22 protein-coding genes and 1 pseudogene are annotated in these 25,374 nt (G+C 64.6%); 10 read left to right on the top strand and 13 right to left on the bottom strand.

Annotated elements, in window-relative coordinates; all coding sequences use genetic code 11:
* The first annotated feature begins 93 nt into the window (after window positions 1-93).
* Both AXW67_RS33080 and AXW67_RS33075 read left to right on the top strand, forming a co-directional pair.
* Entirely contained in the window at window positions 94-1,203 is a 1,110-nt protein-coding gene (locus tag AXW67_RS33080) for a cyclic nucleotide-gated ion channel (RefSeq protein ID WP_063681300.1), read from the top strand.
* Window positions 1,204-1,215: 12 nt separating this feature from the next.
* Window positions 1,216-2,001, top strand: a complete 786-nt coding sequence (locus tag AXW67_RS33075; RefSeq protein ID WP_063681299.1) for an enoyl-CoA hydratase/isomerase family protein — start codon at window positions 1,216-1,218, stop codon at window positions 1,999-2,001.
* Between the two features lie 3 nt (window positions 2,002-2,004).
* Here the strand turns inward: AXW67_RS33075 and AXW67_RS33070 are convergent, their stop codons facing one another.
* Together AXW67_RS33070 and AXW67_RS33065 are read right to left on the bottom strand one after the other, a co-directional pair.
* A complete protein-coding gene (locus AXW67_RS33070; protein ID WP_082908128.1) occupies window positions 2,005-2,439 on the bottom strand; it encodes a DUF6157 family protein in 435 nt (144 codons plus the stop codon).
* A 17-nt stretch (window positions 2,440-2,456) separates the two neighbouring features.
* The gene (locus AXW67_RS33065; protein WP_063681297.1) at window positions 2,457-3,101 is read right to left on the bottom strand and encodes a glutathione S-transferase family protein; all 645 of its coding nucleotides are present in this window, start codon (window positions 3,099-3,101) and stop codon (window positions 2,457-2,459) included.
* Window positions 3,102-3,186: 85 nt separating this feature from the next.
* Between AXW67_RS33065 and AXW67_RS33060 the strand changes: the two genes are divergently transcribed.
* Window positions 3,187-4,188 carry a helix-turn-helix transcriptional regulator gene (locus tag AXW67_RS33060; protein WP_063681296.1) on the top strand — a complete coding sequence of 334 codons (1,002 nt, stop codon included), beginning with the start codon at window positions 3,187-3,189 and terminating at the stop codon, window positions 4,186-4,188.
* 135 nt (window positions 4,189-4,323) lie between these two features.
* A complete protein-coding gene (locus AXW67_RS33055) occupies window positions 4,324-4,563 on the top strand; it encodes a hypothetical protein (protein ID WP_027549582.1) in 240 nt (79 codons plus the stop codon).
* Window positions 4,564-4,770: 207 nt separating this feature from the next.
* Here the strand turns inward: AXW67_RS33055 and AXW67_RS33050 are convergent, their stop codons facing one another.
* The 8 genes from AXW67_RS33050 to AXW67_RS33015 all read right to left on the bottom strand — a co-directional run bounded on the left by AXW67_RS33050 (window position 4,771) and on the right by AXW67_RS33015 (window position 14,069).
* Complete coding sequence (locus AXW67_RS33050) at window positions 4,771-5,484, bottom strand: nitroreductase (RefSeq protein WP_063681295.1); 714 nt, start codon at window positions 5,482-5,484, stop codon at window positions 4,771-4,773.
* Between the two features lie 146 nt (window positions 5,485-5,630).
* Window positions 5,631-6,875 (bottom strand): acyl-CoA dehydrogenase, encoded by a 1,245-nt coding sequence (locus AXW67_RS33045; protein WP_063681294.1) that lies wholly within the window; start codon window positions 6,873-6,875, stop codon window positions 5,631-5,633.
* A gap of 123 nt (window positions 6,876-6,998) precedes the next feature.
* The gene (locus tag AXW67_RS33040; RefSeq protein WP_063681293.1) at window positions 6,999-8,246 is read right to left on the bottom strand and encodes an acyl-CoA dehydrogenase; all 1,248 of its coding nucleotides are present in this window, start codon (window positions 8,244-8,246) and stop codon (window positions 6,999-7,001) included.
* Between the two features lie 121 nt (window positions 8,247-8,367).
* Window positions 8,368-9,495 (bottom strand): acyl-CoA dehydrogenase family protein, encoded by a 1,128-nt coding sequence (locus tag AXW67_RS33035; RefSeq protein WP_063681292.1) that lies wholly within the window; start codon window positions 9,493-9,495, stop codon window positions 8,368-8,370.
* 166 nt (window positions 9,496-9,661) lie between these two features.
* The gene (locus AXW67_RS33030; protein WP_063681291.1) at window positions 9,662-11,533 is read right to left on the bottom strand and encodes an AMP-binding protein; all 1,872 of its coding nucleotides are present in this window, start codon (window positions 11,531-11,533) and stop codon (window positions 9,662-9,664) included.
* Between the two features lie 43 nt (window positions 11,534-11,576).
* Complete coding sequence (locus tag AXW67_RS33025; RefSeq protein WP_027549588.1) at window positions 11,577-12,383, bottom strand: enoyl-CoA hydratase/isomerase family protein; 807 nt, start codon at window positions 12,381-12,383, stop codon at window positions 11,577-11,579.
* A gap of 196 nt (window positions 12,384-12,579) precedes the next feature.
* Window positions 12,580-13,338, bottom strand: a complete 759-nt coding sequence (locus tag AXW67_RS33020) for an SDR family NAD(P)-dependent oxidoreductase (protein ID WP_027549589.1) — start codon at window positions 13,336-13,338, stop codon at window positions 12,580-12,582.
* Between the two features lie 71 nt (window positions 13,339-13,409).
* On the bottom strand, window positions 13,410-14,069 hold the full coding sequence (locus AXW67_RS33015) for a TetR family transcriptional regulator (RefSeq protein ID WP_201723746.1): 660 nt from the start codon (window positions 14,067-14,069) through the stop codon (window positions 13,410-13,412).
* A 154-nt stretch (window positions 14,070-14,223) separates the two neighbouring features.
* On the opposite strand from AXW67_RS33015, the gene AXW67_RS33010 reads away from it, so the two are divergent.
* The 6 genes from AXW67_RS33010 (at window position 14,224) to AXW67_RS32985 (ending at window position 21,700) form a co-directional block, all read left to right on the top strand.
* On the top strand, window positions 14,224-15,396 hold the full coding sequence (locus AXW67_RS33010) for an acetyl-CoA C-acetyltransferase (RefSeq protein WP_063681290.1): 1,173 nt from the start codon (window positions 14,224-14,226) through the stop codon (window positions 15,394-15,396).
* A 117-nt stretch (window positions 15,397-15,513) separates the two neighbouring features.
* Complete coding sequence (locus AXW67_RS33005) at window positions 15,514-17,058, top strand: acyl-CoA synthetase (protein ID WP_063681289.1); 1,545 nt, start codon at window positions 15,514-15,516, stop codon at window positions 17,056-17,058.
* A 291-nt stretch (window positions 17,059-17,349) separates the two neighbouring features.
* Complete coding sequence (locus tag AXW67_RS33000) at window positions 17,350-18,498, top strand: alpha/beta hydrolase (protein ID WP_063681288.1); 1,149 nt, start codon at window positions 17,350-17,352, stop codon at window positions 18,496-18,498.
* 65 nt (window positions 18,499-18,563) lie between these two features.
* Window positions 18,564-19,535 (top strand): iron exporter MbfA, encoded by a 972-nt coding sequence (gene mbfA / locus AXW67_RS32995; RefSeq protein ID WP_027549594.1) that lies wholly within the window; start codon window positions 18,564-18,566, stop codon window positions 19,533-19,535.
* 190 nt (window positions 19,536-19,725) lie between these two features.
* Window positions 19,726-21,198, top strand: coding sequence for an amidase (locus AXW67_RS32990; RefSeq protein WP_063681287.1), 1,473 nt, complete (start codon window positions 19,726-19,728; stop codon window positions 21,196-21,198).
* Window positions 21,199-21,346: 148 nt separating this feature from the next.
* Complete coding sequence (locus tag AXW67_RS32985; protein WP_063681286.1) at window positions 21,347-21,700, top strand: nuclear transport factor 2 family protein; 354 nt, start codon at window positions 21,347-21,349, stop codon at window positions 21,698-21,700.
* 3 nt (window positions 21,701-21,703) lie between these two features.
* Here the strand turns inward: AXW67_RS32985 and AXW67_RS32980 are convergent, their stop codons facing one another.
* From AXW67_RS32980 to AXW67_RS32970, 3 genes and pseudogenes are all read right to left on the bottom strand, one after another.
* Window positions 21,704-22,318, bottom strand: coding sequence for a 2-hydroxychromene-2-carboxylate isomerase (locus AXW67_RS32980; protein ID WP_063681285.1), 615 nt, complete (start codon window positions 22,316-22,318; stop codon window positions 21,704-21,706).
* A 142-nt stretch (window positions 22,319-22,460) separates the two neighbouring features.
* Window positions 22,461-23,549, bottom strand: coding sequence for a Zn-dependent alcohol dehydrogenase (locus AXW67_RS32975; RefSeq protein ID WP_063681284.1), 1,089 nt, complete (start codon window positions 23,547-23,549; stop codon window positions 22,461-22,463).
* A 46-nt stretch (window positions 23,550-23,595) separates the two neighbouring features.
* Window positions 23,596-25,208: pseudogene (locus tag AXW67_RS32970) on the bottom strand (acyl-CoA dehydrogenase family protein); the annotation flags it as partial.
* Between the last annotated feature and the right edge of the window lie 166 nt (window positions 25,209-25,374).

The following is a 25,374-nucleotide window of genomic DNA, read 5'->3' as shown; positions in this document are numbered from 1 at the left end:
GTCGTTGACGGCCCCCGCCCGCACAGGCACTTTGGCGCCGACGTCCCAGCCGGGACCTCGAAAACCTACCCAAAGCCCGGGCCGCCTTCCCGCATGTCCAAGCCGTTGATCCCCGTTCTGGCGCAGTTCGTGGCTGCCACGGCCGGCCGCAACATGACCAAAGCGGCCTATGGGGCGGTGATCGTCGGCGTCGGGGCGATGGTGCTACTAACGGTCAACCCGGCCTACGATGCCGCGTACCGCTGGCTCGACGGCCTCTTGTGGGTCTGCCTCCTCTACTTCGTTTTCGAATGGGTGGTCCGGCTGCGCCACATGAGGCGGCAAGGACGTCTTTCGCTCTATATGTCCTCGTCCGCGGGGCTGGTCGATGCGATCGGAGCGCTGGCCGTGCCGATCGCCCTGGTGCTGGGTGTCGAGCTCAGGACGGCCTGGCTGCTCAGCGTGCTCTGGGTCATGAAGGTGGTGCCGGGCATTCCCGGCCTGCGGCAGCTGCGCCGCGTGCTGGTGCTGGAATCGGGCCCGCTGCTCAGCGTGCTCGTGATCTTCCTGATGGTGGTGTTCCTCGCCTCGGTCGCCGAATATTTCCTGGAACGTGACGTGCAGCCGCAGACCTTCGGCAGCGTCCCGGCCGCGCTGTGGTGGGCGGTGGTGACCCTGACGACCACGGGCTACGGCGACGTCGTGCCGGTGACGCCGCTCGGCCGCATGGTGGCTGCGCTGGTGATGATCTCCGGCCTCGGCGTGTTCGGACTCTGGACCGGTATTCTGGCGACCGGCTTTGCCGCCGAGACCCGGCGCGACAATTTCCTCAAGACCTGGGAATCCGTCAGCAAGGTGCCGTTCTTTGCAGCGCTTGGCCCCGCGGCGATCGCCGACGTCACCCATATGCTGCGAACCATGGAGCTGCCGGCGCGCACCATGATCATCCGGAAGGGCGCGCAGGGCGACTGCATGTATTTCATCGCCGCCGGCGAGGTCGAGGTCGACCTTCCCGGCAAGAAGGTGCAGCTCGGCGAGGGCGCCTTCTTCGGCGAGATGGCGCTGCTCGGCAACAATGTGCGGGGTGCCAGTGTCTCGACCACGAAAGTGTCGCGGCTTTTGGTGCTCGACCTCGTCGACTTCCGCGTGCTGATGGCGCGGCATCCCGATCTCGCCAACACCATCGATGCCGAAGCCAAGCGCCGCGCGCTCGAAAACAAATAAACGGAGACAAGAATGTCGGACACAGCCGACGCGGCCAGCGGCCCCGTGCTCGAAATCACCGGTACCCGCGCCACCATCCGCCTCAACCGCCCGAAACATCTCAACCGGCTCCAGGCGGAGGACCTCGACGAGCTCATGCAACTGTTCGACCGGATCGAGGCGGATCCCGCGATCCGCGTTCTGGTGCTGACCGGCACCGGTCGCGCCTTTTCCGCAGGCTACGACCTCAACTCGGTGGCCGAGCGCGCGGTCAGCGCCAAGGAGCAGCAGAGCGCGGGCTCGGCGTTCGAGGTCGTCGTCAACCGGCTGGAGGATCTCGGCGTACCAACGATCTGCCGGCTCAATGGTGGTGTCTATGGCGGCTCGACCGACCTCGCGCTCGCCTGCGATTTCCGCATCGGCGTCGACACCGCCGAGATGTTCATGCCTGCGGCCCGGCTCGGGCTGCACTATTACAAGGGCGGCATCAAACGCTACGTCACGCGGCTCGGCGTCGACAACGCCAAGAAACTGTTCCTGACCGCCACGAGGATCAGCGCGCCGGAGATGCTGCGGATCGGCTATCTCACGGACATGGTGCCGGAGGAAACGCTGGACGAGGAAGTCGACAAGCTCGCGACGATCCTCGCCGGCAACGCGCCGAACGCGATGCGCGGCATGAAGCGCGCCATCAACGAATTCGCCCGCGGCGAGCTCGATGAGCTGGCCGCCGACCAGCGCCACCGCGACAGCATGCGCGGCGACGAGATCAAGGAAGGCATCAAGGCATTCGCGGAGAAGCGGCCGCCGAGGTTTTGAGGATCACCCCCGCTTCGACCGCATCGCGCGCACCTGCGTGAGCTTCGGATCGCGCGCCAGCGTCTGGTAGCGCTTGCTGTCGACGGCATAGATCGCGATGCGGCCTTCGCTGTCGGCATGCACGCCCCAGCCGAAGCGCTTGCCGAGGCTTGAGGCGCGCATGCAGGCTTGCCCGCGCGAGAAGAACGCCGCCCGGGCGGCGCTTTTCTCCGCCTTCGTTGCCTTTGCATCGAGTTCGCGCCCCGGCGCGGAGGTCGCGAAGATCACGTCGTCCGACGTGTATCTGTAAGGCGCCTTCGCGACCATCGCGTATTGCAGGCCGACCACGGTCGGCCGTCCTGCGCGCGGCGGTGGCTCCTCGCCCGCGCGCGCCGGACAGTCTTCGGCAACCTGGATGAAGGTGTCGAAACAGTTGGTCGTATGGATCGGCTTTGTCATGCGAAGACCCGACTTGTTCATCCCCCGGCGACAGCGGCATGCTGCGCCGCCATCTCATCATCGGCCGCATTGATCCGCAGGAACGCAGGTCGCGACGTGATGCGCTCGGAATAGCGGACGAAGACGTCTTTCTTCGGCACGATACCGAACATCATCGTCCATTTGAACGCCACGCCCCAAAGAATATCGGCCGCCGTCATGCGTTCGCCCAGGAGATACGGCCCCCTGGACAGTTGCGCTTCGAGCGCGCCCAGCATGGTGTCGTAATCGGCATAGGGCGACTGTGTGATCGGCGCGGGCTCGCGCTGCATGAATTTGTCGATCAGCGCCGGCTCGAACGACGAGCCGTAATAGGCGATCCAGCGCAGATAGGGACCGCGCAAGGGATCGCTCAGCGCGGGTGCGAGGCCCGCCTGTGGGAACAGGTCGGCGAGATAGATGTAGATCGCGACCTGCTCGGTCACCAGCGCCTCGCCGTGACGGATCGCCGGCACCTTGCCGAGCGGATTGATGGCGAGATAGGCCGGCCTGCGCTGCTCGCCCGCCTTCATGTTGAGGACGTGGAGATCGTAGGGCGCGCCCAGCTCCTCCAACAGCACCCGCGTGCCCGTGGCGCGGCTTTGCGGCGAATAATAGAGGGTGATGCGGTTCTGATCGGTCATGGCAGGTCTCCGGCTGGCCGTCTGCGATTGCGTCTCTCTACCGGACCATACCTGACATCCTGTGTCAGGTATGGTTTAAGGGACCATGCGCGCGAGCCGGCTGCTATCGATCCTCACCACCCTTCAGGCGAGAGGGCACGTCACTGCACCCGAGCTTGCGGATGCCTGCGAGGTGTCGGTGCGCACGATCTATCGCGACATCGATGCGCTCGCGGCCGCCGGCGTGCCCGTCTATGCCGACCGCGGCGCGGAGGGCGGCTATCGCCTGCTCGACGGCTACCGGGTGCGACTCAACGGATTGTCGCAGAGCGAAGCGGAAGCGCTGTTCCTCACCGGGTTGCCCGGCCCGGCGGCCGCACTCGGGCTCGATGCCGCGATGATGGCCGCACAGACCAAGCTGATGGCGGCACTTCCCGCGAGCCTGCGGCAGGACGCCGGCCGGATGCAGGAGCGCTTCCATCTGGATGCGCCGGGCTGGTTCGGCGAGGCCGAGGAGCCGAAGCATCTGCGCGCCATCGCCGGCGCGTTGCTCCAGGGAACGCTGATCAAGATCCGCTATCAGAGCTGGCGGGCGGAGAAGCAGCGTCGCGTCGCACCGCTCGGCCTCGTGCTGAAGGCTGGCAGCTGGTATCTCGCCGGCGAGGTCGACGGCAGCGTGCGCACCTATCGCGTCGCGCGCGTGCTCGACTGCACCGTGCTTTCGGATCGTTTCGACCGTCCCGCCAATTTTGGTCTTGCCGCCTATTGGCAGGCTGCGACGCTGAGGCTCGAGGCCGAGCTGCATCCCGATGTCGCGACCGTGCGGCTGTCGCCGTTCGGCGTGAAGCTCCTCGACGCGCTGAGCCAGCCTTACGTCAAGGCGCGCACGCGTCTTGACGAGGCCGTCGACGCGGACGGCTGGCGCATCGCCCATGTGCCGATCGGCAAGACGGTGTGGCACGCCGCCGCGGAATTGTTGCGGCTCGGGCCCGAGGCCGAGGTACTGGAGCCTGCGGAGCTGCGCGCGAAGATGATCCAGCTCACACAAGCCATGGCAGCGCGCTATCGATCGTCGCGCGCCACCGCCCGGGCGACGCGAAAGGCCTGACGGTTTGCCATCGGACGCGACCGACGAAACAATCCTGAAACACGATTCTCCCGGCACGGCATGAACGCATTTGCAGCTCAGCTCGACCGAGATGCAGGGACACAACAACGGCCTCGCGCCAACTGGAGAATGAAGATGTTTCGTAAGCTTGCACTCGGTCTGATCGCTGCCGGCTCGCTCGGCGCTGCCGCTCTCGTGCCCACCGCCGCATCGGCCCACGGCTTCCACCATCACTGGGGTCCCGGCTGGGGCTGGGGTTATGGCGGCCTCTATGTCAACACCGGCGTCAGCAACTGCTACCAGGAGCGCGTCATCCAGACCCGCCACGGCCTGCGCGTCCGCGTCGTGAACGTCTGCGCGTACGGGATCTACTGAGATCTCGCATCCATGATAAGCCCCGGTCGCTTTGCGATCGGGGTTTTCATTGTGAACGGGTTCGAATCGCTCCGCGGCCCACGGAGAGTTTGAAAGCACATCGTTTCCAATCCGTCATTGCGAGCGTAGCGAAGCAATCCAGAGACGTCTCCTCGTTGGGATTCCGGATTGCTTCGCTGCGCTCGCAATGACGACGTGGAGAGAATATCACTCGTCCAAGAACGTCACCGTCTCCGCAACGCTGGCGCGTGAGGTGCGGTAGCTGTTGACCCTGTGAGCATGATCGGCATAGCCGAACGAGATGCCGCAGACGACGCGGCGATCGTCGGGCAGGTTGAAGTGACGCCGGATCAGGCCGGAGTGGCGCGCAAGCGCAGCCTGCGGAATGGTGCCGAGCCCGAGCGCCTGCGCGGCCAGCATGAAATTGCTGACATAGGCACCGCAGTCGATCGCACCGTAGATGCCGAGCGGCTCGTTGGTGTGAATGATCGCCACATGCGGCGCGCCGAAGAAATTGTAGTTCTCTAGCGCCTGCTTGGCGTAAGCGGCTTTGTCTCCACGGGCGATGCCCAGCGTGTTGTAGAGCTGAAAACCGCTCTCGCGGCGGCGATCGAGATAGACGCCGACATATTCGCGCGGCGGCGTGAAGTCATGGTCGTCCTTGGCACCGGCCCCCGCCTCCGCGTAGATCGCCTTGCGAAAGCGTTCCTTCGCCGCACCGCTGGCGATCAGCACCTGCCAGGGCTGGCTGTTGCACCAGGACGCGGTGCGCTGTGCCGTCTTCAGCACATGCTCGATGGTCGCGCGGTCGACTTCCTTGGGAAGAAAGGCGCGCACGGAGTAGCGCTCGTTGAGGAGTTCTTCGAGCACGCCGATGCGGTCTTCGGTGGCGTAGCGGGCGTTGGGCGATTTGGCGTCCATGGCGCGTCCTTTGTCTTCCGTAGGGTGGGTTAGCCGAAGGCGTGACCCACCTCTTCTCTCGATACGCTTCGCGGACCCGTGGTGGGCTACGCCTAGTGGATGCGCTTTGCGCATCCACGGGGCTAACCCACCCTAAGATTCCAAAATCAACGCCCCTTCGTCGGGATCTTGTTATACGGCACGTCCTTATCGACGCGGATGTCACCGGGCAGGCCCAGCACCCGCTCGGCGATGATGTTGCGCAGGATCTCGTCAGTGCCGCCGGCAATGCGCATCGAGGGCGAGGACAGCAGCATCTGCTGGAACTGGCCCTGCACCGTCTCCTCGTCCGTTCCCGTGAGAACGCCGGCCGCGCCCTGGAGGTCCATCGCGTAGGTCGCGATGTCCTGGAGCATCATGCCCGAGACCAGCTTGCCGATCGAATTCTCCGGCCCCGGCCGCTCGCCCTTCGACAGCGCCGAGATCGCGCGGTAGCTGGTGTATTTCAGCCCGCTCGATTTCACCGCCCAGCTCGCAAGCTTCGAGCGCACGGAGGGATCGTCGATGGCAAGCCCATCCTCCAGCATCAGGTTGGAGCAGAACTCGAACAGCTCGGGCACGCCGGTCGCAAGCCGCGCGCCGATCGACATGCGCTCGTTCATCAGCGTGGTCAGCGAGACGCTCCAGCCTTCGCCGACGGCGCCGAGGCGCTGGCTGTCGGGGATCACCACGTCGGTGAAATACACCTCGTTGAACTCCTGCATGCCGTTGGCCTGTTTGATCGGGCGGACCTCGACGCCCGGACTCTTCATGTCCAGGAAGAACATGGTGAGACCCTTGTGCTTGGGCACGTTCGGATCGGTGCGCGCGATCAGCAGGCCATAGTCGGAATAGTGCGCGCCCGAGGTCCAGATCTTCTGTCCGTTGACGATCCAGTTGTCGCCCTTCTTCTCCGCACGGGTGCGCAGGCCGGCGACGTCCGAGCCGGCGGACGGCTCGGAGAAGAGCTGACACCAGATCTCCTCACCCGAAGCGAGCTTCGGCAGATAGCGGCGCTTGGCATCCTCGCTGCCCCAGGCCATCACGGTCGGGCCGCACATGCCCTCGCCGATCTGGAACGGCTGCGTCAGCTTGCCATAGACGCCCTCCTCCTGCTGCCAGATCACGCGCTCGATCGGAGTGGCGCCACGACCGCCATATTCCTTCGGCCAGTGCAGGCAGGCCCAGTTGCCTTCGAACTTCTTCCTCTGCCAGGCCTTGCCGACATCGACGATGTCATGCTTCGCAAGCCGGATGCGGCCGAGCGAGGATTTTGACAGCTCAGCCTCCAGCTCCTTCGGCGCATTGGCCTCCACCCATTTGCGCGCGGTCTCGCGGAATGCGGCTTCCTGCGGCGTATCGTCGAAATTCATGGCGGACCTCACAATCCTTGCTTGGTGCGTAGGGTGGGCAAAGCGAAGCGTGCCCACCACCTTCTCTCGCTCTCGATAGAATTGGTGGGCACGGCGCTAGGCGCCTTTGCCCACCCTACGATTCTAACCTCTTCCCTTCGTCGGGATCTTGTTGAACGGCACGTCCTTGTCGACTCGGATATCGCCGGGCAGACCGAGCACACGCTCGGCGATGATGTTGCGCATGATCTCGTCGGTGCCGCCCTCGACGCGCGTGCCCGGCGCGCGCAAGAGCATCGCCTGAAAGCGGCCGGCGACTTCGGCGTCCTCGGGACCGCTGACCACACCAGCGGCGCCTTGCAGATCCAGCGCGTAGGTCGCGACGTCCTGGATCATTGAGCCCGCCACCAGCTTGCCGATGGAGTTTTCCGGCCCCGGCCGCTCGCCCTTCGACAGCGCCGAGATCGCGCGCATGCTGGTGTATTTCAGCCCGCTCGCCTTCACCGCCCAGTTCGCGAGTTTCGCGCGCACCGCTGCGTTCTCGATCGCCGGGCCATCCTCCAGCATCAGGCTGGAGCAATAATCGAACAGCTCGGGGAAGCCGGTCGCCACGCCCGCGCCGATCGACATGCGCTCGTTCATCAGCGTGGTCAGCGAGACGTTCCAGCCGTCATTGACCTCGCCGAGGCGCTGGTGATCGGGAATGCGAACATTGGTGAAATAGACCTCGTTGAAGTCGGAGGCACCGCCCGCCTGCTTGATCGGCCGCACCTCGACACCCGGGCTCTTCATGTCCAGGAAGAACATGGTGAGCCCCTTGTGCTTGGGCACGGTGGGATCGGTTCGCGTCAGGAGAATGCCGTAGTCGGAATAATGCGCGCCCGACGTCCATATCTTCTGGCCATTGATCACCCAGTCGTCGCCATCCTTCTCGGCGCGGGTGCGCAGGCCCGCGACGTCAGAGCCGCCCGCCGGTTCGGAGAAGAGCTGGCACCAGACTTTTTCGCCGGAGGCGAGCGGTGGCAGAAATGTGCGCTTATGCTCCTCGCGCGCGAACGCCATCATGGTCGGTCCGCACATGCCATGGCCGATGATGAACATATGAGAGAGCTTGCCGAACGGGCCCTCTTCCTGCTGCCAGATCACCCGCTCGATCGGCGATGATCCGCGGCCACCATACTCTTTCGGCCAGTGCAGGCAGGCCCACCCCGCCTCGGCCTTTTTCTTCTGCCAGGCCTTTGCGACCTCCAGAATGTTGGCGTTCTTGAGCTGCGTGCGGCCGAGCGAGGATTTGCGCAGCTCCTCTTCGTATTGTTTGGGCGCGTTGGCCGCGATCCAGGCGCGAGCGATGGCGCGGAATTCGGCTTCCTGCGGGGTGTCGTCGAAGTTCATCGTCTCAGTCCTCGGCCGCGCCGTTCATCTTGTAGGATGGGTAGAGCGCAGCGAAACCCATCTCTTCCAACCTTCGCGTGATGATGGGTTTCGCTTCGCTCTACCCATCCTACGACCGTCGCTACGCCGCGTTCTTCTTGCGCATGCGGTCGATCAACTGATCTTCCCAATAGGACAGGCTGCCGAGCCCGAGCGCCATGGCATTCGCCCGGCGGTAGTACATGTGGCAGTCGAACTCCCAGGTGAAGCCCATGCCACCGTGAACCTGGATGTTGTTCTTGGCGCAGTGCTGGAACGCCTGCGTCGCGCTGATGCGCGCAGCCGCGGCGGCCTCCGGCAACTCGGCCGCATTGGTCGAGAGCGCCCAGGCGCCGTAATAGCTGTTCGAGCGAGCCAGCGTCGCCGAAACGTACATGTCGGCCAGCATGTGCTTGACCGCCTGGAACGAGCCGATCTGGCGGCCGAAGGCGATGCGGTCGAGCGCGTAGTCTCGCCCCATCTCCAGCGCGCGGTCGGCGCCGCCGACCTGCTCGAAAGCGCAGAGCACCGCGGCACGGTCGAGCACCTGGGTGAGGATGCTCCAGCCCTCGCCGACCGCGCCGAGCGGCTCGGCCTTGCAATCTTTGAACGTGATCTCGGCCTGCCCGCGAGTCGGATCGAGATTGGTGAGACTCTTTACCTCGACACCGGCGGCCTTGAGATCGACCAGGAACAGCGAGATATCGCCATCACGTCCGCTCGCTCCCGTGCGCGCAGCAACCACCGCGAAGTTGGCGATTGCGCCGTCGGCGACCGGCTTCTTGACGCCATTGAGCACGCCGTTCGAGGCCGCGAGCTTGATGTTCTTCGGCGACGGATTGCCCTTGCCCTCGAACAGCGCCAGCGTTCCGATCGCCTCACCCGAGGCGATCGCCGGCAGCCATTTCTTCTTCTGGGCATCGCTGCCGGCGATCAGCAGCGCTTCGGCAGCAAGATAGACCGTCGAGGAGAACGGCACCGGCGCATTGGCGCGGCCCATCTCCTCCGCAATCACGCAGAGCTCGAGATGGCCTGCACCCGCGCCACCGAATTCCTCGGGGATCGCAACGCCGAGGAAGCCCATCTCGGCGAGGCCCTTCCACAGATCGCTGTCATAGGGCGCCTTGCCGTCGAGCACGACGCGTACCGCCTTGGGCGAACATTCTTCGCTGAGGAACTTGCGCGCCTGATCGCGGAGCTGTTTCTGATCGTCAGAGAAATCGAAGTTCATGGCGGCTTACCTTTGTTTATTTGTTCTCATTCATTGATGCCGTCATTCCGGGGCGCCGCGTAAGCGTCGAGCCCGGAATCCATTTCACCGCACATGTGCGGCCCGATGGATTCCGGGCTCGCGACTTCGTCGCGCCCCGGAATGACGAGGTTGGGAGAGGAGCGATTCATCGCAGCACGATCACATCTTCATCCGGCTTGTCCGCATACAGCCGCTCCACCAGTGCCGCGCGGCGCTCGAGGCCGGCGCGCTGGTTGATGTAGCCCTTGTCGGTGAGCTCGTTGCCGTCGATCGAGGGCGGCTCGACCATCAGCATCGCGCGCGCGATGATGCGGCTGCTCGCGCCCTCGCAATCCCTATTGTGCGTCTCCAGCCCGCGCCTGAAGCAGGCGATCACCTCGGGATGCTTCACCGCATCCGCGAAGCTCAGCTCCGAATTGGCGACGAGCTGACGGCAAGCGTGCAGGTTCGGCCAGGCGAGCAGGCCGATGAAGGCACGATCCTGGCCCGCCACCAGCGCGTCGTGCACGACGGGCGTGGCCGCGGCGATCGTATCAGTGCGCAGCGAGCCGACATGAACGAAGGTGCCGGTGGTGAGCTTGAAATCCTCCACCACGCGGCCGGCGAAGATGATGCCCTTCACTGGGTCCGCATCGTCGACAAAGATGCCGGCGTCGCCGATGCAGTAAAAACCTTCCTCGTCGAACATCTTCTTCGTGAGATCAGGCTGTCCGAAATAGCCGGGCGTGACGTTGACGCCGCGCAGGCGCAGCTCATACTTCGAGCCGCAGGGCACCATCTTCAGTTCGACACCGGGGAACGGCAGGCCGATCAGGCCGACGCGCTCGGTGTCCCAATAGGTGCCGGTCGAGGTCGGCGCGGTCTCGGTCGAGCCCCAGCCGGTGTAGAACACGATGCGCTCGCCGGTGGTCTTCACTGCCAGCGCCTGCATGCGGTCGTAGAGATCGTCCGGCAGCCGCGCGCCGCCATAGGCCATGATCGAGAGATTCTTGAAGAAGGAACGGCAGAGCGCATCGTCCTTCTCCATCGCCGCCGCCAGCGCGGCATAGCCGGCCGGCACATTGGCGTAATAGGTCGGCGAGATCTCGTGCAAATTGCGCAGCGTCTCCTCAAACTGGCCCGGCATCGGCCGGCCGTCGTCGATATAGAGCGTGCCGCCATCGACCAGAACGGGATGGAACGCCGCATTGCCGCCCATGGTGTGATTCCAGGGCATCCAGTCGAGCATGGTTGGCAGAGGGCCGCCCGGTATGCGCGGCCGCACCTGCATCATCATTGCCGCATTCGCGCACATCATCTCCTGGGTGTTGATGACGGCCTTGGGCATACCGGTCGAGCCGGAGGTGAAGAGCAGCTTGCCGACAGTCTGAGGCGTGACTTTCGCGATCGACGCCTCGACATCCGCGGTCACGGGCGTTGCCGCAAGCTCGGCGAAACCGACGCTCTTGATGCCGTCACAGGGACGCACGACGTGAACGACGGTGACAGCGCTGAGATCGAGCGCCTTCAGCGCCTTCTCGAACGTCGGACCATCCTGCACCATCACGACGGCCGGCTTGATCAGGTCGAACAAATATTTGAGCTTGACGTGATCGTGGCTCATCAAGGAGTAGGCGGGCGAGACAGGTGCCGCCGGCGAACGCGCCTGCATCGCCGCCTGCGTCATCAGCGCGTGCTCGATCGAATTGCCGGAGAGGATCGCGACCGGGCGGCCCTCGAGCTCGAGATTCAGCAGCGCCTGCGTCAGCGCGTCCACCGTGCGCTTGGCTTCGCCATAGGAGACTTTTCGCCATTCGCGCTTCGGACCGCCGCGCTGTGCGAGCCAGATGCGCTCGGGCGCCTCCTTCGCCCATTTCGCGAGCGAGGCTGGAAGATGCTTCTCGTAAGCCTGCAGCGGAATGCGCGACTTCAGCACCACAGTGCCGTCATCGCGGCGCTCGATATCGATGTCGCGCGCGATCCACTCGACCTTGCGAAAGGCGGGCTTCGTCATCACCGCCGCCGCACTCCCACTCATTTTGCGTCTCCCGGAATTATTGTCCTTTGCGGATCTTCGTCGTTCAGCGCTTGATATAGACAGGCTTTCGCTTCTCAAGGAAGGCCCTGATGCCTTCCGAAAATTCCTCGGAGCGGCTGCACAGGACCTGGTTGCGGTCCTCCATCGCGATCGCCGCCTCCAGCGATCCGGCGTCGACGCTCATGTTGAGACATTCTTTTGACAAGCGCAGGCCGACGGGCGAGGCCGTCATCATCGCGTCGACATAAGGTTCGGCCGCGTCGTCGAGCTTGTCCTCATCGACGACCTCGGAGACGAGCCCAACCGCAAGCGCACGCTCGGCGCCGATGAAGCGGCCCGTGAGGATCAGTTCGGACGCCACGGAGACACCGACGAGGCGCGGCAGAAAATAGCTGGTGCCGATGTCGCAGCCGCCAAGTCCGAGCTTGATGAAGGCGCAGTTCATCCGGGCCGACTTGGTGGCGATGCGGATGTCCGAGGCAAGCGCCAGCGCGAAGCCGCCGCCGGCCGCCGCGCCCTGCACCAGCGCCAGGATCGGCTGCGGACAGCGCCGCATCAGCATCACGATATCGGCGATGCGCCGCTGCGAATCCAGCGACTCGGTGACGCCGGGCGGTTCCTGCTGGCCGGCCCGGCGGGCCATCGCATTCTTGAGATCGAGGCCCGCGCAGAAATTCTTGCCGGCGCCCTTCAGCACGACGACGCGCGTGTCGCGGTTGCGCTGGAGGCCCTGGAAGTAGGTGTTGAGCGCGTCGATCAGCGCCGGATCGAGCGCATTGAGGCTTTCAGGACGATTGAGCGTCACCCGGTCGACGCCGTCGTCATGCTCGATCAGCAGCGGTTGGGACATGCGAGCCTCATGCACGTGAGTCAGATGCCGGTCCGTTACCCTCCCCTGGAGGGGGAGGGTCGATCGCGCGCAGCGCGAGCGGGGTGGGGTGACGGTCTCTCCCCAACGAACGCTGCCCGAGTGGAGAGATCACCCCACCCCGGCGCTTCGCGCCGACCCTCCCCCTCCAGGGGAGGGTCAAGAACACAGCAGCGCCTTACCGCGGCGCCATGCGGATGGCGCCGTCGAGGCGGATGGTTTCGCCGTTGAGCATCGGGTTCTCGACGATGTGAACGGCGAGCGAACCGTACTCGGCGGCATCGCCGAGCCGCGAGGGATGCGGCACCTGGGCGCCAAGGCTCTTGCGGGCCTCTTCGTTCAGACCCATCAGCAGCGGCGTGAAGAACAGGCCAGGCGCAATGGTGTTGACGCGGATCTTCTGGCTCGCGAGATCGCGCGCGGCCGGCAGCGTGAGGCCGACGACGCCGCCCTTCGAGGCCGAATAGGCGATCTGTCCGATCTGGCCTTCGTAAGCCGCGACCGAAGCGGTGTTGACGATGACGCCGCGCTCTTCGCCAATGGGCTCTGCGGTGACTAGGCGTTCGGCGAACAGGCGCAGACAGTTGAAGGTGCCGATCAGGTTGACGTTGATGATGCGCGCAAACTTTTCCAGCGGGTAGACGCCGTCGCGGCCGACGATGCGCTGCGAGCCGCCGATGCCGGCGCAGTTCATCAGCACGCGCGCGACGCCGTGGGCGGCTTCCGCCTTCGCGATCGCCGCCTTGATCTGCTCCTCGCTGGTGACGTCGGCGTGCAGCGCGATGCCCTTCACCTCAGCGGCGACCTTCTCGGCGTTTTCCTTGCTCTGGTCGATCACGCCGATCTTGGCGCCCTTGGCGGCCATGGCGCGGGCGGTTGCGGCACCAAGGCCCGAACCACCGCCGGTGATGAGAACGGCTACGTCTTTCAGCTGCATCGCAAAATACCTTTCCTTGGGCGTTTCTTCTCTGGACTTGAACGTCTCTGGATTGAACGTCTTCGGCCGGATTATCCGGCCGCGACGGCTTCCTCGGCTTGCGTGAGGATGCCGCCGCAGATCAGCGTTTCCATGTGCTTGATGTATTGTCGGCAAACTTCGTCGGTGACCGGGCCGACGCCAGTCGCGCGAGACATCGCGTGCCGGCCGAAGAACAGGTGATCGCAGGCGCCGATCAGGCTGGTGTAGAACAGCACCGGATCGGTGGCGCGGAACTCGCCGCGGCTGACGCCGTCGGCGAGCAGGCGGCGGTGGAAGTCCAGGAGCGGCGCCACGAAGAATTTCGAGACCTCGTCCGCGCATTCCGGCTTGGTCTCGTGCAGGAGATAGTGGATCAGCCGGTTCATATACGGGAACCGGTAATAGGCGCGGATGATGCCACCGATATGCAGCTTCAGCTTCGCGGTCGGCGTGATCGGCTGCACCAGCAGATATTCGAGATTGGACAATTCGGTCGCGGCGTTGCGTTCCAGCAGCGCCAGCAGCAGGCCGTCCTTGTTGCCGAAGTGATATTTGACCAGCGCGGCGTTGGCGCCGGACTTTTGGGCAATGTCGCTCAGCGAGATCTCGATCGAGTGGCGCTCGATCATCAGCTCGCTCGCTGCCACCAGCAGCTTCTCCGCCGTGGAGTTCTTCGTCGCCGGAAGCCTGGTCGGTACGCTGGTAGTCACGAGATCCCTGTCCTCGCCGCGAGTGGGGCGCAGATAAGCGCAAGCAGCGCCTCATCACAAGAGTTAATTGATCGATTGACTAAATGATCGTCCACCCCTTTAATCCGCGCCCGACAACCAACCCTTTCAGAACAAATCCCAGGGAGAAACCGACATGGCCGAGGCTTACATCGTCGCCGCTGCGCGTACCGCGGGCGGGCGCAAGGGGGGCCGCCTCGCCGGCTGGCATCCGGCCGATCTCGCCGCGAAGGTGCTCGACGAGCTGGTCGACCGGACCAAGGTCGATCCCGCTCTGGTCGAGGACGTGATCATGGGCTGCGTCATGCAGGTCGGCGAGCAGTCCAACAACGTCGCGCGCAACGCGGTGATGGCCTCGAAGCTGCCGGAGAGCGTGCCGGGCACCTCGATCGACCGCCAGTGCGGCTCCTCGCAGCAGGCGCTGCACTTTGCCGCGCAGGCGGTGATGTCGGGCGCGATGGACGTGGTGATCGCGGCCGGCGTGGAATCGATGACGCGCGTGCCGATGGGCCTGTCCTCGCAGCTCCCGGCCAAGAACGGCTTTGGCAACTACAAGAGCCCGGGCATCGAGACCAAGTATCCCAACATCGTATTCAGCCAGTTCACCGGCGCGGAGATGATGGCCGAGAAGTACGGCCTGTCGAAGGATGAGCTCGACGAATATTCCTACAACAGCCATCAGCGCGCGATCGCGGCGACGCAGGCCGGCCACTTCAAGAAGGAGATCGTGCCGCTCGAGATCACCCGCGCCGACGGCTCCAAGGACACCCATCACATCGACGAGGGCATCCGCTTCGACGCCAGCCTCGACGGCATCAAGAGCGTCAAGCTGATCGCTGAGAACGGCAAGCTGACCGCGGCGAGCGCCAGCCAGATCTGCGACGGCGCCTCCGGCGTCCTGGTGGTGAACGAGCGCGGATTGAAGCAGCTCGGCGTCAAGCCGCTGGCGCGCGTGCATCACATGACCATGACGGGCGGCGACCCCGTGATCATGCTGGACGCGCCGTTGCACGCCACCAAGCGCGCGCTGGAGAAGGCCGGCATGAAGATCGGCGACATCGACCTGTTCGAGGTCAACGAGGCCTTCGCCTCGGTTCCGACCGCATGGCTCAAGACCACCGGCGCCGATCCCGAGCGTCTCAACGTCAATGGCGGCGCGATCGCTCTCGGCCATCCCCTCGGCGGCTCCGGCACCAAGCTGATGACGACGCTGGTGCACGCCCTGCACCAGCGCGGCAAGCGCTACGGCCTGCAGACCATGTGCGAAGGCGGCGGCATGGCCAATGTGACGATCGTGGAGCGGCTGTAAGAAGAACAAAAGTGAGTAGTGAGTGGCGAGTAGCGAATAGTGAGTAGGCGAAGAGCGGTCTGCCCTTCTTCCCTAATCGCCATTCGCTACTCGCCATTCGCGTTTTGAGGAAACGCCATGACCCACCCGTCTGTTTACGCGAAGACCACGCCGAACAAGATCGCCTACCAGATGGCCGCAACCGGCAAGGCGATCACCTATCGCGAGCTCGACGAGCTCTCGAACCAGGGCGCAAACCTGTTCCGCTCGCTCGGGCTGAAGGCCGGCGATCACATCGCGCTGTTGATGGAGAACCGGCTCGCTTTCATGGAGATCTGCTGGGCGGCACAACGCAGCGGCCTCTATTACACGGCGATCAGCCGCTATCTGAAGCAGGACGAGATCGATTACATCATCGGCGATTGCGGCGCCAAGGTCGTGATCACCACCCCGAAATGCGCCGACCAGATCAAGGGCCTGATCAAGGGCGCGCCCGGCGAGCCGATCTTCTACATGATGGACGAGCCGCTGCGCGGCTTCCGCTCCTACGACAAGGAAGCGGCCGCGCAGCCGGCGACGCCGATCGCGGACGAGGTCGCCGGCTACGACATGCTGTATTCATCGGGCACCACCGGCCGCCCCAAGGGCGTCAAGAAGGCCTTCGAGAGCAATCGGATCGACGTGCCGAACGCCTTCCTGCGCGTGCTCTGCGCCGACATGTGCGGCATGAATGCCGAGAGCACGTACCTCTCGCCGGCGCCGCTGTATCACGCGGCTCCCTTGCGCTTCAACATGATGGCGATCACGCTGGGCGGCACCTCCATCATCATGGAGCATTTCGACGCCGAGGAATTCCTGAAGCTGGTCGAGAAGTACAAGGTCACGCAGTCGCAGCTCGTGCCGACCATGTTCGTACGCATGCTGAAGCTTCCGGACGAGGTGCGCTCCAAGTACAACGTCTCGACACTCAAAGGCGCGATCCACGCCGCCGCGCCCTGCCCGATCGACGTCAAGGCAAACATGATTGAATGGTGGGGACCGATCCTGATCGAATATTACGCGGGCTCGGAAGGTAACGGTGTCACCGTCTGCAATTCGCAGCAATGGCTCGAGCATCGTGGCAGCGTCGGTCGCGCCGTGGTCGGCAAGATCAAGATCCTGGACGAGAACGACGAAGAGCAGCCGACGGGTGAGATCGGCACGGTCTATTTCGCCGACGCACCGGCCTTCACCTATCACAACGATCCCGAGAAGACGAAAAAGGCTTACAATGCCAAGGGCTGGTCGACACTCGGCGACGTCGGCTATCTCGACAAGGACGGCTTTCTCTATCTCACCGACCGGAAGTCCTACATGATCATCTCGGGCGGGGTGAACATCTACCCGCAGGAGACCGAGGACGTGCTCATCACCCACCCTGATGTCGCCGACGTCGCCGTGTTCGGCGTGCCGAACGCGGAGATGGGCGAGGAGGTGAAGGCGGTGGTGCAGCCCCACGACATGAAGCGCGCCGGCAAGGAGCTCGAGGCCGACCTGATCGCCTACTGCAAGAGCCGCCTCTCCGCAATCAAGTGCCCGCGTTCGGTCGATTTCGAGTCAGAGCTGCCGCGCACGCCGACCGGAAAGCTGGTCAAGCGCCATTTGCGCGACCGGTATTGGCCGAAGGCGGCGGTGAAGATTTAGCGGCGACGGATTCGTAGGGTGGGCAAAGGCGCGCAGCGCCGTGCCCACCCTTTCTTGCTCAAGATCGCATTGGATTGGTGGGCACGCTTCGCTTTGCCCACCCTACCACGTCATTCCGGGGCGACGCGCAGCGTCGAACCCGGAATCCATGATGCAACTGGTTCTGCGGCCCGATGGATTCCGGGCCTGCGCCTTCGGCGCATCCCGGAATGACAGGCGTGTTTTCGGGTTGGCTGATTGCCACACACGGCATAATGGTGCGCATCTCCGCCCGCGCCCGAGGCAACCACCATGGCATCCCTCCCCGACGTCCCCCTGCCCTCCGGCATCCGCCCGCGTATCATCGAGGGCATCAACGGCCTCTCCATGCATGTGCTCGAAGCCGGCTTCGAGACGAAGGGGCGGCCATGCGTCCTGCTGCTGCACGGCTTCCCCGAGCTGGCCTTCTCCTGGCGCAAGGTCATGCCGACACTCGCCGCCGCCGGCTACCACGTCATCGCGCCGGACCAGCGCGGCTATGGCCGGACCACCGGATGGACCGCGGACTATGACGGCGATCTCGCGCCGTTCCGGCTCTTCAACCTGGTGCGTGACGCACTCGGGCTGGTGGCGGCGTTCGGCTACAGGCAGGTCGACGTGGTCGGGCACGATTTCGGCAGCCCGGTCGCATCCTGGTGCGCGCTGGTGCGGCCCGACGTGTTTCGCTCCGTCACGATGATGAGCGCGCCGTTCGGCGGGCCGCCAACCTTGCCATTCAACACCGTCGACGCGCCGGTAAACCCTGCAGCCGAAGATCCCGTGCATCGCGAGCTCGCGGCGCTGCCGCGCCCGCGCAAGCATTATCAATGGTACTATTCGACGCGCGCGGCGAATGCCGACATGCATCATGCGCCGCAGGGCGTGCATGATTTCCTGCGCGCCTATTATCATCACAAGAGCGCGGACTGGATCGACAACAAGCCCTATCCGCTCAGATCGTGGTCCGCCGGTGAGCTCGCAAAGCTGCCGACGTACTACGTGATGGACGCTGGCGAGACCATGGCGGAGACGGTGGCGAAGGAGATGCCGTCGCCGGCGGCCATCGCCGCCAATCAATGGCTGCCGGACCGCGAGCTCGCCTATTACAGCGCCGAATACGGCCGCACCGGATTCCAGGGTGGGCTGCAATGGTATCGCTGCGGCACGTCAGGTGTTTTCAATAACGAGCTGCAACTGTTCGCCGGCCGCAGCATCGACGTGCCCTCGTGCTTCATTTCGGGCAAGCGGGATTGGGGTACGTATCAGCGACCCGGCGTATTCGAAGCGATGCAGGGCACCGGATGCACCAACATGCTCGGCTGCCACCTCGTCGACGGCGCCGGCCATTGGGTGCAGCAGGAGCAGCCTGGCGAAGTGAGCCGGCTGCTGCTCGACTTCCTGTCGAAGGTCCGCGCGGCGTGATTTGACCCGGGAACTACCGCGGCCTATATAGTTTAGAATCGTTCTAAACTATATGCAGGGCCATCGTGAAGAACTTTTCCGATCTGACCGAGCGCGAGGTGCTGGCGGTCGCGATCTCCTCCGAGGAGCAAGACAGCCGCATCTATATGACTTTCGCCGAAGACCTCCGGGAGCGATACCCGGACACGGCAAAGATCTTCGAAGAGATGGCCGAGGAAGAGCGCGGCCACCGGCATCGCCTGCTCCAGCTCTACGAGGAGCGCTTCGGCCCGCATCTGCCGCCGATCCGCCGCGAGGACGTCAAGGGTTTTCTGCGGCGACGTCCGATCTGGCTGACGAAAAACCTGCCGCTCGACACGATCCGCAAAGAAGTCGGGACCATGGAGCTCGAGGCCGAGCGGTTCTACGCGCGGGCCGCCGAGCAGGCCGAGGATGTCGGCGTGCGTCGCCTGCTCGGCGATCTCGCCGAGGAGGAGAAGCACCACGAGAATCGCGCCGTCGCGCTTACCGACCAAATCCTGAAGCCCGACGTGCGCGCCGAGGAAGACCGCACGCGGCGGCGGATGTTCGTGCTGCAATATGTGCAGCCAGGCCTCGCCGGCCTGATGGACGGTTCGGTCTCGACGCTGGCGCCGCTGTTCGCGGCCGCCTTCGCCACCCACCAGAACTGGCAGACCTTTCTGGTCGGCCTCGCCGCCTCGATCGGCGCCGGCATCAGCATGGGCTTTGCGGAGGCGCTCTCCGATGACGGCTCGCTAACCGGGCGCGGCTCGCCATGGCTTCGCGGCGTCACCTGCGGGGCGATGACCACGCTTGGCGGGCTCGGCCATACCATGCCCTATCTCGTGCCGGATGCATGGCCCAACGCATTCTGGATCGCCACGGCGATCGCCTGCGTCGTCGTGTTCTTCGAATTGTGGGCGATTGCCTTCATTCGCGCACGCTACATGGACACGCCTTTCCTTCAGGCCGTGTTCCAGATCGTGCTCGGCGGCGCGATCGTGCTCGGCGTAGGCATATTGATCGGGGCGGCGTAGCGCCGCTCTTTGTCATCGCCCGGTCAAAGTCATCGCCCGGTCAAATGTTCAAGCCGGGCGATGACTGCGATCTCTTGTTTGGCTCACTTTCGTTACAACCTGCCAGCATAGCAATCGCCGTCAAACGGAGGTTGCGGCATTTGGTCAACCTGCGCATCATCCCTCACGCAATGAGAGCAGGAGAAGCGCAGTGGCCAAATCGGAATGGAGCTTCAAGAGCGCGGTCGAACTGACGGCGGCATTGACCGCAAGGAAGGTCTCCTCGGTCGAGCTCACGCAGGACGCAATCGACCGCATCGAACGTCACGACGCCAAGGTCAACGCGATCTGCGTTAGGGATTTCGACCGCGCGCTCACTGCGGCGTGCGAGGCGGACGCGGCGCTGGCGCGCGGCGAGCGCAAGCCGCTGCTCGGCCTGCCAATGACGGTGAAGGAATCCTACAACATCGCCGGCCTGCCGACGACCTGGGGCATTCCCGCGCAGAAGGATTTCATCGCCAAGGAAGACGCCCTGCCGATCACGCGGGTAAAGGACGCAGGCACCGTGATCCTCGGCAAGACCAACGTCCCGCTCGGCCTCGGCGACTGGCAGAGCTACAACGACATCTACGGCACCACCAATAACCCTTACGATCTCGGCCGCACGCCCGGCGGATCGTCCGGCGGATCGTCAGCAGCACTTGCCGCGGGCTATGGCCCGCTGTCGATCGGCTCCGACATCGGCGGCTCGCTGCGCGTGCCGGCCTTCCACTGCGGGGTCTATGCGCACAAGCCGACCTTCGGCCTGGTCGCGATGCGCGGCCACACCCCGCCGCCGCTGCCGCCCCTGCCGTTCGAGCGCGACCTTTCGGTGATCGGCCCGATGGCGCGCAGCGCCGCCGATCTCTCGCTGCTGCTCGACGTGATGGCCGGGCCCGATCCGATCGACGCGGGCCAAGCCTACCGGCTCGACCTGCCGGCCCCGCGGCACAACGCACTCAGGGATTTCCGAGTGCTGGTCATCGACACCGATCCGGTGCTGCCGACCGATACCGCCGTACGCGGGACCATCAACGCGCTCACCGACAACCTCGCCAAGGCCGGAGTCAGGATTGAGCGGAACAGTCCGCTGCTTCCGGATTTCGCGGCGTCGTCGCGGCTCTATATGCGCATGCTGATGTCGTTCCTGGGCGCGACCTTCGCGCCCGACATCTATGCCGGCGCCAAGGCAGCCGCGGCCGCGCTGCCCGAGAGCGACAACAGCCTCGCCGCGGAGCGGCTGCGCGGCATCGCGCTCAGCCATCGCGATTGGGTCATGGCCAATGGCGGACGCGCCCGGCTGCGCGCGCAATGGCGCGAGCTGTTCAAGGTCTTCGATGCGGTGATCTGCCCGGTCATGCCGACGCCGGCCTATCCGCACGATCATTCGCCTGAGCAGGAAAAGCGGCGGATCAAGATCGACGGCAAGGAGTACGTCTATCCGGATCAGCTCGCCTGGCCCGGCATCGCCACCCTGCCCGGCCTGCCCTCGACCGCACTCCCCACCGGCTTCGCGCCCGACGGCCTGCCGATCGGCGTCCAGATCGTCGGCCCGTGGCTGGAGGACCGCACGCCGCTCAAGCTCGCCGAGCTGATCGAGCGCGAATTCGGCGGCTTCACACCGCCGCCTTTGTTTGATGACTGAATGGAACTCATCGTTTCGGTCTAAACCGAAGCATAGTTACGATCAGACATGCTCTTTGTCCGTCATCAAGCGAATCTCGCCGACGACTTCGAGACTCCAGGTTTCGCACGTCGCTCGCCCCGGAATGACCAGAAGGGAAGGAAATGTCATGAGCCAGGACATGGAAGAGCTCACCGCACTCAACCGCGACTATGTCGCGTCGGTGCAGAACTGCGACGTCAGGCGCTTCGACGAGATCCTGGCGCCGGATTTCTATTGCTCCAATCCCGACAAGACCCTGGTCGATCGCGCGGCCTTCCTGGAACAGACGGCACGGCCGATCGCGATCCGAAATCTCAGAGAACGCGATGTCATCATCCGCATCATGGGCGACTTCGCCATCATCCACGGGGCGACCAGCTACACCACGGCGGACGGCCAGCAGGCCACCGGCCGTTACACCGATTGCTGGGCCAAGAAGAACGGCAAGTGGCTCGCGGTGTCCGCGCACGTGTCGCGCTGAGGCCTAGGAGGCAGATTGAATCTGCCGTTCGAGCGTCCAGCGCAACAAGTCCAGCCGGTCGTTGCCGAAGAAGATGTCGGTGCCGACAGCAAAGCTCGGCACGCCAAAGATCCCGCGCGCATAAGCTTCCTTTGTTTGCTCCGCGAGACGCAGGCGTGCCGGCGCTGTGAACGCACGCGATACGAGGTCACCGCTCGCGGCCGTGCGCATCAGGCAGGCGGCAAGCACTTCGGGATCGGCGATGTCCTGCTGGTCGCGCCAGAGCGCGTCAAACACGGACATGGTGAACACCGCGCGCGCGGACTCGTCGATGAGCGCCGCCAGACACAGCGCCGGGACCGAGTTGGGACGGGCCGGCCGTGGCGGACGCAAAGGCAGATCGTGGTAAGCCGCCAGACGCCGGACATCCGCGATCAAATGCGCCCGCTTCGGCGCCGACAGCGGATCGGAGTAAGGGGCGAAGGGCTCGCGACCGGCCTGGAGATTGAGCAGCAAGTCGATGGAAACCGGACACCACCGCCACGAGTGGCCCGCGATCTCCCGATCGCGGATTCGATGGGCGGCAAAATAGGCGTAAGGGGACCTGAAATCGTAGTAGACGTCGATTGTTGCAGCCATGCCGCCCCGCCAGCCATCGGCTTACGCCGATGCCTGGCCAACCTAGCATTCGCCGGCACGACAATAATTCGCTATCGATCGAAGTGTACCGGGGCACTGAGACCGGACGCGACCAAGCCTCGGTCCTCGGCACGACCGCCAGCTAGCTATCAAACACGATCACGCTGCGCAGCGTCTTGCCCGCCTTCATGTTGGCAAAGCCCTCGTTGATCTCCGACAGCTTCAGCTTGGCCGAGATCCAGTCCTCCAGATGCAGCCGGCCGCGCAGGTAGAAATCGACCAGCCGGGGCATGTCGACACGGAAATGGTTCGAGCCCATCGACGAGCCCTGGATCTTGCGTTCGCGCAGGAAGTCGAAGCCGTGCAGCTCGATCTTCTGCCCGAACGGGATCATGCCGACGATGGTGGCAGTGCCGCCCGCGGCGAGCATGCCGAAGGCCTGCTCGGCGGTCTCCTTGCGGCCGAGCACCTCGAAGGAATGATGCACGCCGCCATTGGTGAGATCGCGGACCTGCTTCACGACGTCGCCGTCGGCCGGATTGATGATGTCGGTCGCGCCCAGCTTGGTCGCAAGCTGCAGCTTTGCCGGATTGGTGTCGATGGCGATGATGCGGCCGGCGCCCGCGATCTGCGCTCCGTTGATCGCCGCCATGCCGACGCCGCCGCAGCCGATCACCGCCACGGTCTCGCCGGCCGTCACCTTCGCCGTGTTCACAACCGCGCCATAACCGGTGATGACACCGCAGCCGATCAGCGCGGCAAGATCGAGCGGCATCTCCTTGCGGATTTTGACGATCGCATTTTCGTGCACCAGCATCTGCTCGGCGAAGGACGAGAGATTGAGGAACTGGTGCAGCTTCTCCGGCTTCGACCATTGCATGCGGTTGGAGGCGCCGGGCAGCATCTTCACCGTGGTGTCGGTGCAGAGCACGGTGCGGCCGGTCGTGCAGTTGTCGCAGGTGCCGCAGAACACCGAGAGGCAGGTGACGACATGGTCCCCCGGCTTCACATAAGTGACGTCGGAGCCGACCTGCTCGACCACACCGGCGGACTCGTGGCCGAGCACCGCGGGCAGCGGATGCGGATAGAGGCCCTCCATGAAGTGCAGATCGGAGTGGCAGAGACCGGCAACGGCTGTGCGGATCAAGACCTCACGCGGGCCTGGCTTCGGCAGGCTGACATCCTCGATGACGAGCGGCTGGTTCACTTCATAGAGGACGGCGGCCTTCATCGAGCACTCCCTATCGCTTTTCTTTGGTTTGATCGTAAAGCGCAGCCTACGCTGCCAGAACCAGTTCGCCAACCTCGCTCATGCCGGCAGCACGATCACCTAGCAGCAGCGCAGCTATCTTCTGCTGCGTGGCATTTTCCGTGAGCCGGAACGGATCGCTCGGCGACACCCGGTGATCGATCACCAGCCGCGAGAGCAAGAGCCGGCGCGCATCGCCGCGCATCTCATGGATGCGATGCGCTTCCCAGGCGAGCGCCACTGCGCTTGCGACATGATAGAGCAGGCTCGTCGCACGCCGCGCGTCGGCTTCGTTGTCGACCTTGCTCGCGACCTCGCGCGCGAAACCGACGGCGCGATCGGTGAGGTCGCGTAGCCGGTCACGCCAGGCCTGAGGCACGGAGGCGCTGTCGTCGAGCCGGGCATGCAGATCGGCGGCGAGCGCGGATTCGGCGCCGTGGCGGCCGACCGCGCGCTTGAGTGCATCGATCGCGACGATGTTGCCGGTGCCTTCCCAGATCGAGCCGAGATGCGCATCGCGCAGCAGCCGGGCGGTGGCGAATTCCTCGATATAGCCGATGCCGCCGCGCATCTCGAGCGCATCGCCGCACACCTTGCGGGCATCGCGCGTGGCCCGGAATTTCAGCGTCGGGGTGAGGATGCGCAGCAGCGCCGCGGCATCCTGGCTGCCCGCTTCCGCGCGGTCGAGTGCGTCGGCGGTGAGGAAGCTCATCGACAGCGCCTGTTCGACCGGCAGCATGATCTTCAGCATCTGCCGCCGTCCGAGCGGCAGGTCGATGATGCGATTGCCGAACACCACGCGGTTCTTCGCGACCGTCATCGCGTCATGATAGGCGCGGCGCATCAAGGCGGTCGACTTGACGCCGTTCGACAGCCGCGAGGAGTTCACCATCTCGGCCATCTGCACGAAGCCGCGATCGAGCTTGCCGACGGCATAGGCGATCGCGCCTTCGAGCTTGATCTCGCCCGAGGCCATCGAACGTGTCCCGAGCTTGTCCTTCAGCCGCGCGATCCGGTAATGGTTCTGCGAGCCATCATCGAGGAAGCGCGGCATCAGGAACAGGCCGACGCCGCGCGTGCCGGGCCCGGCGCCTTCGGGACGCGCCAGCAGCATCACGACTTTCGCGTCCGCATTCGAGCAGAACCATTTCTCGCCATAGAGCCGCCAGTGGTCGCCGTCCTGTATTGCGCGCGTGGTCAGCGTGCCGACGTCGGAGCCGCCCTCCTTCTCGGTCATGAACTGGCCGCCCTGCGTCAGCTTGCTCATGTCGGTCTGCGTGAGGCCGTCGAGATACTTTTCCTTCAGCGCCTCGCTGCCGAAATTCGCGAGCAGTTTTGCGCAACCGTCGGTCACATTGATCGGGCAGCCCATGCCGAATTCGGTCTGGTTGAACAGGAAGGTGAAGGCGTGTTTCGCCACCACCGGGTATTTGTCCGGCCAGCCCATGATGCCCTTGCGGATCGAGAGCGCATGAATGCCGAACTCGCCGAAGGCCGCCTTCTCCAGCTCGCGATAGGCCGGATGATATTCGATCCACTGCACATCGCGGCCGAACTTGTCGCGCTGGTGCAGCACCGGCGTATGCCGGTCGGCGAGGCGCGCACAGTCGTCGAGGTAGCCGCCGGCGAGCTCGCCGAGCCNAGCCGGTCCAGATGCGGCTCGATGTGGCGGAACAGCGCATCAGGCAGATGGATCCGCAGCAGATCCGTCAACGCCTGATCGGCGCGGTAGAAATTCATGCCGGTGGTGTCGGGCGCGAGCAGGCCCGATTGGCTTGCGACAGCATCTGCCTGATGCGGCGTGATG

It is taken from the genome of Bradyrhizobium neotropicale (genome assembly GCF_001641695.1).
Lineage (GTDB): Bacteria > Pseudomonadota > Alphaproteobacteria > Rhizobiales > Xanthobacteraceae > Bradyrhizobium > Bradyrhizobium neotropicale.
Note: the sequence above shows the minus strand (reverse complement) of the source record. Positions and strands in the feature narration are given on the sequence as shown.

Coding starts and splice junctions, on each gene's coding strand:
- AXW67_RS33080 (WP_063681300.1), top strand. CDS start 94: ATGTCCAAGCCGTTGATCCCCGTTCTGGCGCAGTTCGTGGCTGCCACG.
- AXW67_RS33075 (WP_063681299.1), top strand. CDS start 1,216: ATGTCGGACACAGCCGACGCGGCCAGCGGCCCCGTGCTCGAAATCACC.
- AXW67_RS33070 (WP_082908128.1), bottom strand. CDS start 2,439: ATGACAAAGCCGATCCATACGACCAACTGTTTCGACACCTTCATCCAG.
- AXW67_RS33065 (WP_063681297.1), bottom strand. CDS start 3,101: ATGACCGATCAGAACCGCATCACCCTCTATTATTCGCCGCAAAGCCGC.
- AXW67_RS33060 (WP_063681296.1), top strand. CDS start 3,187: ATGCGCGCGAGCCGGCTGCTATCGATCCTCACCACCCTTCAGGCGAGA.
- AXW67_RS33055 (WP_027549582.1), top strand. CDS start 4,324: ATGTTTCGTAAGCTTGCACTCGGTCTGATCGCTGCCGGCTCGCTCGGC.
- AXW67_RS33050 (WP_063681295.1), bottom strand. CDS start 5,484: ATGGACGCCAAATCGCCCAACGCCCGCTACGCCACCGAAGACCGCATC.
- AXW67_RS33045 (WP_063681294.1), bottom strand. CDS start 6,875: ATGAATTTCGACGATACGCCGCAGGAAGCCGCATTCCGCGAGACCGCG.
- AXW67_RS33040 (WP_063681293.1), bottom strand. CDS start 8,246: ATGAACTTCGACGACACCCCGCAGGAAGCCGAATTCCGCGCCATCGCT.
- AXW67_RS33035 (WP_063681292.1), bottom strand. CDS start 9,495: ATGAACTTCGATTTCTCTGACGATCAGAAACAGCTCCGCGATCAGGCG.
- AXW67_RS33030 (WP_063681291.1), bottom strand. CDS start 11,533: ATGAGTGGGAGTGCGGCGGCGGTGATGACGAAGCCCGCCTTTCGCAAG.
- AXW67_RS33025 (WP_027549588.1), bottom strand. CDS start 12,383: ATGTCCCAACCGCTGCTGATCGAGCATGACGACGGCGTCGACCGGGTG.
- AXW67_RS33020 (WP_027549589.1), bottom strand. CDS start 13,338: ATGCAGCTGAAAGACGTAGCCGTTCTCATCACCGGCGGTGGTTCGGGC.
- AXW67_RS33010 (WP_063681290.1), top strand. CDS start 14,224: ATGGCCGAGGCTTACATCGTCGCCGCTGCGCGTACCGCGGGCGGGCGC.
- AXW67_RS33005 (WP_063681289.1), top strand. CDS start 15,514: ATGACCCACCCGTCTGTTTACGCGAAGACCACGCCGAACAAGATCGCC.
- AXW67_RS33000 (WP_063681288.1), top strand. CDS start 17,350: ATGGCATCCCTCCCCGACGTCCCCCTGCCCTCCGGCATCCGCCCGCGT.
- AXW67_RS32985 (WP_063681286.1), top strand. CDS start 21,347: ATGAGCCAGGACATGGAAGAGCTCACCGCACTCAACCGCGACTATGTC.
- AXW67_RS32980 (WP_063681285.1), bottom strand. CDS start 22,318: ATGGCTGCAACAATCGACGTCTACTACGATTTCAGGTCCCCTTACGCC.
- AXW67_RS32975 (WP_063681284.1), bottom strand. CDS start 23,549: ATGAAGGCCGCCGTCCTCTATGAAGTGAACCAGCCGCTCGTCATCGAG.